At 62.0% G+C, this 6,517-nt stretch carries 5 protein-coding genes and 1 pseudogene; 2 read left to right on the top strand and 4 right to left on the bottom strand.

The features are described from left to right. Positions 1-514: transposase (locus tag KRR26_RS37235; protein WP_328707278.1), on the bottom strand; the 514-nt coding region annotated here is incomplete at its 3' end. Between KRR26_RS37235 and KRR26_RS35950 the strand changes: the two genes are divergently transcribed. Next, entirely contained in the window at positions 482-1,639 is a 1,158-nt protein-coding gene (locus KRR26_RS35950; protein ID WP_328707277.1) for a transposase, read from the top strand. The two genes, KRR26_RS37235 and KRR26_RS35950, sit on opposite strands and share 33 nt — an antisense overlap. A 349-nt stretch (positions 1,640-1,988) precedes the next feature. Here KRR26_RS35950 and KRR26_RS35945 read toward each other — a convergent pair whose 3' ends face one another. The 3 genes from KRR26_RS35945 to KRR26_RS35935 form a co-directional block, all read right to left on the bottom strand. After that, positions 1,989-2,840 (bottom strand): hypothetical protein, encoded by an 852-nt coding sequence (locus KRR26_RS35945; protein WP_217082126.1) that lies wholly within the window; start codon positions 2,838-2,840, stop codon positions 1,989-1,991. A gap of 90 nt (positions 2,841-2,930) precedes the next feature. Then, positions 2,931-3,281 (bottom strand): winged helix-turn-helix domain-containing protein, encoded by a 351-nt coding sequence (locus tag KRR26_RS35940; protein ID WP_217082125.1) that lies wholly within the window; start codon positions 3,279-3,281, stop codon positions 2,931-2,933. A gap of 1,160 nt (positions 3,282-4,441) precedes the next feature. Beyond that, the gene (locus tag KRR26_RS35935) at positions 4,442-5,227 is read right to left on the bottom strand and encodes a GTPase family protein (protein ID WP_217082124.1); all 786 of its coding nucleotides are present in this window, start codon (positions 5,225-5,227) and stop codon (positions 4,442-4,444) included. 778 nt (positions 5,228-6,005) lie between these two features. On the opposite strand from KRR26_RS35935, the pseudogene KRR26_RS35930 reads away from it, so the two are divergent. After that, positions 6,006-6,391, top strand: a pseudogene (locus KRR26_RS35930) (transposase); the annotation flags it as partial. Positions 6,392-6,517: the final 126 nt, after the last annotated feature.

The raw sequence follows: 6,517 nt of genomic DNA, 5'->3' as shown, positions 1-6,517 counted from the left end.
TCTTCACCGCGCGTGCCCACCTGGCGTCCAGGAAGGTGGCATCCAGGTACAGGTAGGGGAAGGCCTGGGTGCGCAGGCCTTCCACTTTCTCTTCGAGGGACTTCGTCACCCGGCTCACCGTCGAGCGCGAAACCTCCTCGCCCATGAGCGCTCGTGTGACTCGGCCCATCTTCCTCGTCGAGACACCCTGGACGTACGCGCTGGTAATCGCCTCGTCGAGCTCTTCGCTGCGTCGCTTGTAGCGGCCCAGCACGGCCTCCGCGGAGCCGCTCGCCCTCGTTCGGGGCACGGCCACCTCCAGGTGCCCCATGGACGTCAGCAGGCCACGCAGGTAGCTGCCATTGCGCTGGTCCTTTCGCCCCGCCACCTGCTGCCAGCGCCCCGCGCCCACCAGGCCCCGAATCTCCTCCTCCAGCAACATCTCCAGCGTCATGCGGATGGCTCCCAGGAAGAGCGCGCGCACGTCGGTGCGCACCTCCTCGTGCGAGGGCGCGGCAAACTCGGTATCGTCCACTTCAGGGAACTCCTCGGCCTCCTCGCCAAAGGAGGACCGTCTCGGTTGGTTTCTCCGAGGAGCTTCCCTCTTTCCCGCTCAGCCCTGCTCGCCGACTACACACTTATAGGGACACGACCCGTCCGAATCGTGGACGGCAATGACTTGCCGGCGAGCGACAAGCGTTTGTCTGCGTTGCGTGGCTTTCGGGGAGCCGCAATGCCGGGCCAATCTCTCGTGCTGTATGACCCGGATTTGGACTTGGTAGCCGATGTACTGCCTTGGGAGGACGCTCATGACCATGAGCGCTCTCTGCTGAAGCACCTCCTGCCGCAAGTCGAGGCAGGCCACCTCTGGGTGGCGGACAGGGGGTTCAGCACGCGCTCGATTCTCCAGGCGTTCGCCGCCCGCGACGCCTTCTTGCTGGTGCGAGAGCATGCTCGCAATCCCGCACCGACGGCAGAACGCCCGCGAAGGAAAGTGGGGCGCATCGAAACGGGCACGGTATTCGAACAGCCGGTGTCCATTCCGGATGGAGAAAGCGGCGTGTTGCGGCTTCGTCGCATCGAGATTGAACTCGATACGCCAACCGAGGACGGCGAGAGACTCATCCGACTGCTGACCAACGTTCCAGCGGGCCGCAAGGCAGCGACAACCCTCGCCCGACTGTACCGCGCTCGCTGGCGGATTGAATGCCTCTTTGGACGTCTGGAAGCTGTCCTTGAAAGCGAGGTGCGAGGCCTTGGCTCTCCCCGGGGCGCCCTGCTTGGATTTTGTGTCGCACTGGTGGCCTACGACGTGTTGGCCCTTCTGCAGGCGGCAGTGACAACCGCGCATCCAGTGTGCAAGAAGGCAGTCTCCGTTTTCTACATCGCGACTGAACTGCGCGAGTATTACGGTGGACTGAAGGCTGCCATCCCGGAGGAAGTCTGGCTTCCATATGAAAGTCAGACAGCAGGCCAGCTGGCCAGGACGCTGGTGGAAATGGCCAAGCAAGTCGACCCGAGGATACTCCTCAAGCATCCTCGCGGGCCAAAGCCAAGGCAGAAGAAGGGCTACGCGCCAGGCCGTGAGGTGCGCCGGCAGGTCGCGATGTCACGCGTGCTCGCTGCCGGCAGCGTCGACTACGTCAAACAAGATGTTTAAAGGGGTGGACCTTAGACGGTGGCTTATGTCAACTAGCCAGCCAATCCGGACGGAAGAGTCCGGCCCGGGTTAAGGCCCCAGTCCATGGTGTGGCGACTCAGCTCTGGAAGATCGCCTGCCCGCCTCTTGGCCCTCCGAATGATGGCATCGAGCGCCTGGCTAGGGTCGAGCTTCGCCGGCGTGGTCCTCCGCAATGCGAGTCGGTGGCAGATGGTGTTGAGCCAGTTGGATGAAGCCTCTTAAGCGCCACCTACCTTGACGCTCACCGAAAACCTCGACACCTAGGGACGCTGGTCCGAAGGACTCCACCACTCTCCTTCAGAGCTGAGACTTCGCTGTGGCAAGGGAACTACTCTGCGGGCGGCGGCTTGGGTTTTCTAAGCTGTTCAGCAACTTCTTTCGCAGTCTCGACAACCACCTTCAATGCCTTCCGGTCCTCCTCTTTCTTGGGCGGGGGCAGAGCCCCAACGGCCTGAACCAAGAAGTTGATGACTTCAGGGGCGGCAGCGGAGGAGGACGGAGCGCCCCCCTTGGCATCCTGTAGATTCTTTGCCTGCTGCATAGCAGCTAGCAAGGCTGGGTCTGCGTCCGCCTCAAGAGTGGTCTTCACCGCGTCGATGGCCGCAGTCAGCACCCCCTCTCCCACAGCGTTCATCAGGGCCAGCCCCATGCAGAGACTTTTCGTCCCATCCGAGAGGGTCTCGTCCTTGCGAAGGGAGTCTAACTCGGCCGCAAGCTTCTCACCTTCCTCCTTGGGAAGGTTCTGCATCAACGCGAGCGCCAGAGTAGGTAGCGCTACGTTGGTCTGCAGAAAGGAGACGTCCTTCATGGACTTCGCCACACACTCAGCTCGGGCCTTTGCACGGTGGCGGTCCACTGCACGATCTGTCGAGCCCAACAAAATATTCAAAAACGCACTCGGACCAATTCCAACATCCTGATCACCAATACGAGCAACAAACGCCGACGAGCGGAACACCGCCATCGCCCCAAAGCCCGCCACCAACACCTGGACCATCTGAACTAAGCCCTGCTTCGTCGAAGCATTCCCCGCCCCCATGCCAAAGTCGATTGAAAGGGAGAGGATGGCTAGCAACGCAAGCGCAGAAGCCACCGCATTCAGGCCAATGTAGAAGACCGCATAACGATTGGCCACCGCCTTGAATGGCATATCTCGATAACGAGAGACAAGCTCACCCACTCCAACCGCGCCTCCAACGGAAGCTGCAGCCGAATACAAAAGCCACTCCATAAGGCGTCCCCCCCGGGACCTGCGCGATGCCACTAGGCGTCAACCAATCACATCTTTCAGCAGGGCGCCCTTCTCGGTCAGCCGGACTCGCTCTGGAGTGCTGCCTTTGGTGAACTCCGTCAGTCCCTTCGACTGAAGCGAATCCAGCACATTTCGGAAGAGGCTCCACTCCAGCCCGCTCTGATTCATCAACTCAGAGACAGGAAGCTCCTCGTGTCTGAGCAGCAAACTGATGACCGGCTTCATTGCATCGAGAAGATCAAAGGTGTCCCGCGGGACAGAAGCAGCCGCAGGGACTACGGTGTTCCGTGCCTGCGTTGAGACACGCGTATCCGCAGGCTGCATAGACTGGAGAAACTGCGCGAACCCATAGTCCTGACGCTTCGCCACAACGACCTCCTTCGAGCGGCCTACCCCATCCCGTCGCAGACTCGCGCGGGAATCCCCTGAACCTTGGACCAGCAGTATAGAGGGGTCTAGGCCGGAGAGTGCAAGCCGGTTCCAGTTCGTCCGCCCACAGCGCGCCCCATGCCCTTCGGGAGACGCACTCGCGGATGGCGGGGAGATAGCGAACACCTACGGCGGAGGAGCCAAAGGGCTGCACTCCCCCAGAACGCCACCTTATGTCCAGAGGGGCACGGGACCAGTTGGCATATACGCCAGCAACATCCTCATGTGCACTGGCATCCCAGTGGAGCAGGCATTCGATGGCGCTACCTGTCCCACACCAAGGCCTCATACACGTGTGCCCGCTCTTTGGACAGGACGCACATGTCGGCACCTCCCCTTCATCTCGCAGGCGCGACCACCCAATCCTCACAGTTGCGAGTTGGGACGCGCACCTGCCCCTCATACCTCAGACGATGGTGCATCAGCCATTCCAGCAGAACAGCATCTTCGCCCGGAGCCTCGCCCGCGACGCCCATCTGCTGATGGCCAAAATTTCGCCCGCGAGGCCAAGGAGCGGTTGGCCTCCGACCTCAAGATTCTACCCGGCGCGCCGACGCCCCTCCCACACGAGCGTGAACTCGTCGGGCCGATTCACCCCATCAAGCGCAAGGCGCTACCCACCGGAAGGAATCCTTCGACACCGAGCGCACCAGCTGCGGGCACGCAGAGAAGCCCAGGGCCGTCGTCCTCGCCTGCCAGCACGAGCGCAGGCTCGAGAGACGAGGGAGCGGGGAGATTGGCGTGCGAGTCGTCGAACGAATGAGTCGACCAGACACCTCGCCAGGAGCTATGGGTTCTGGGTCCGCACCAGCCCACCAGGCCCATGCAAACGGCGATGAATCCGACGCCGTGAGAACGGGCCATTTCCTCTGTCAGCGCTCCGCGAAGAGAGCTCGAATCCAATCCAAGATATTGCCAAAGGCTGAAACCGCGACCCTAGCAACCTCATCTACGAATGGCCGTATGAGTCCCATGAGGAATTCGGCCAACGATTCCGTCGCAGCCCTCCGACTCTTGAGTCGCCACTCGCTCTGCTGATTGAGCCCCTGCCGTAGGCGACGGACGTTCTCATCTTCAGAAAAGGACATGGTGGCGTGCTCCTAGTTCCCGCCCGCCAACTTCAGCAGGGTGGGGTCCACAAGGCTGGTAAAATCGGCGCAGTCAGCGCGGTCAAACAAAGCCCACTGGCGCTTGCGGTCACAAGCATCAATCATCGCTTGCAGCAGACGCTCAGTCGCATAGGCCTTTATCGCCGAGTAGGGGACCACGCGCTCTTCAGGCAGGGCACACACGCGCCGCAGCTTCTGCTCGATATCGCGGGTGCGCGCATTGATTGACTCCTCCTGCTCAAGTGAGGGCATGTTAATGGTGGTATTCCACGCCCCAGGCTGCACCAAGTCTACTTGGTTGAGGCCGATGACGATGTGCCTGGGCTCAATAGCCTTCTCCACCACGAGTTCCCTCAGCACATGCTGAATATTGGTCATCGCCCGGTTGTCGGCCTTGAGGACCCACAGAATGACATCCACGGTGGGCAACACGCGCCTATACGTGTCGAGGTGTGCCTTGTCCGCCTCAACATCCTCGCCAATGCCCGGCATATCCACTACGTCAATCGCCCCCTTTGAGCCGGTGTACCGAACCTCGGCATCAGCTTTCGTGCAAGCCTCGGTGTGGCTAACCGGGCGCCCGGCGTTGAAGAGAGCATTGATGGTTGTGGACTTGCCCACGCCCGTCTCACCGATGAGTGCGATGCGCGGGGGCATGTTCGCCGCCTTCTCAGCTTCAACCTTCAACAGCCGCATTTTTTCGCGACTGAGGCCCAGAGCCCGCAGCGGAGCCGGCACCTCCTCGCTAGATAGAAGGTCGATGAGCCTCTGAATCAAGCGCATTGCTCCCCCGGGGCCCTTGAAGAGCCAGGACAGTGAACTACGAGCAGCGGACGGCTGCCTTCTGGTAGCGCGAACGTAAAACGGGCGTCGAGCGTGTCAAGGCGCTCATCGCGCGGCCTCCATGACGACTTAAGGACTGGATCTATTCACCTTCGCCCTATCAATTGCCTTCCAAGAATCCCACCCGCCTACATTCAGCCGCGAGGTGCGCATCTGCTCCCCATACGCGGGACTGCGCGCGACTCGCCACTCAAGATATACCGCCACACGAGGTCGGCGTGCCAAACGGCATCAGGCCATGGCATTTAGCCAATTCTGCTGACGCAAGGCGTACATCGAGCAGATGCGGCGCCACGCCCGGGCTTCACTCCCCTCCACCAATCCGCAGGCGGGTGGAGTCCGACCTCACACAGGCTGCCGAGGCCCTGGTAGCCGACGCTGTCGAGCCCGTAGGGGTCGAGAATGCTCGGACCGGGTGCTCGAACGGCACGCGCTGGGGAGGGCTCTGCGCGGGCGCACTTGCGCTCCGTAGCCCCCGCCGGATTCAGCGGGCGGCTGATTCTCCCCAGTCCGGTGCCGAGGCACACATCCAGGTGGGCCGCAACCCGGCAGGCCCGGCTCTCTTCACGTGCGCGCTCATCGCAGTGAGTGCGAGGGGAAGCTGGCCTGACGGCGTACGGGGAGGGCTCCGCACTCGGCATTTCCGGGAATCCTGAGCCTCCCCGGGCTTTGTGGACACCGGAGATGAGGTGACCGAAGGATGTCCACGACGATGCCGAGACGCGAGCGAAGGAAGTACACGCCAGAGTTCAAGGCCCGGGCAGTAAAGATGGTGCTGGAAGAGAGCAAGTCCCGGGCGCAGGTGGCCAAGGACCTGGACCTGACTCGCAGCGCGCTGGAGACCTGGGTGAAGCAGTCCCGAACGGACGCGGGCCAGGGGCCGTCCGAGGCTCTGACGACGGGTGAGAAGGAGGAACTCGCCCAGTTGCGCCGCGAGGTGCGCCAACTGCGGATGGAGCGGGAGATACTAAAAAACGCGGCGTCCTTCTTCGCCAAGGAGAGCACGTGAGGTTCACGGCCATCCAGGAGGAGAAGGCAAACTACCCGGTGGCGATGCTGTGCCGTGTGCTGGAGGTGTCCCGGGCGGGCTACTACGCCTAAACGACGAACCGTGATTCTCGAATGGTCTCATGCTGCGCGTCGAGTGGGAGCGACGCGCAGCAGCGGACTTGACGTCTGTTGCGCGTTGCGCGCTTCCAGGTAGGCATCCACCTCGGCCATGAG

It is taken from the genome of Citreicoccus inhibens, from assembly GCF_019039035.1.
GTDB lineage: Bacteria > Myxococcota > Myxococcia > Myxococcales > Myxococcaceae > Citreicoccus > Citreicoccus inhibens.
The sequence above is the reverse complement of the archived record's forward strand: the minus strand, read 5'-3'. Positions and strand labels throughout refer to the sequence as shown.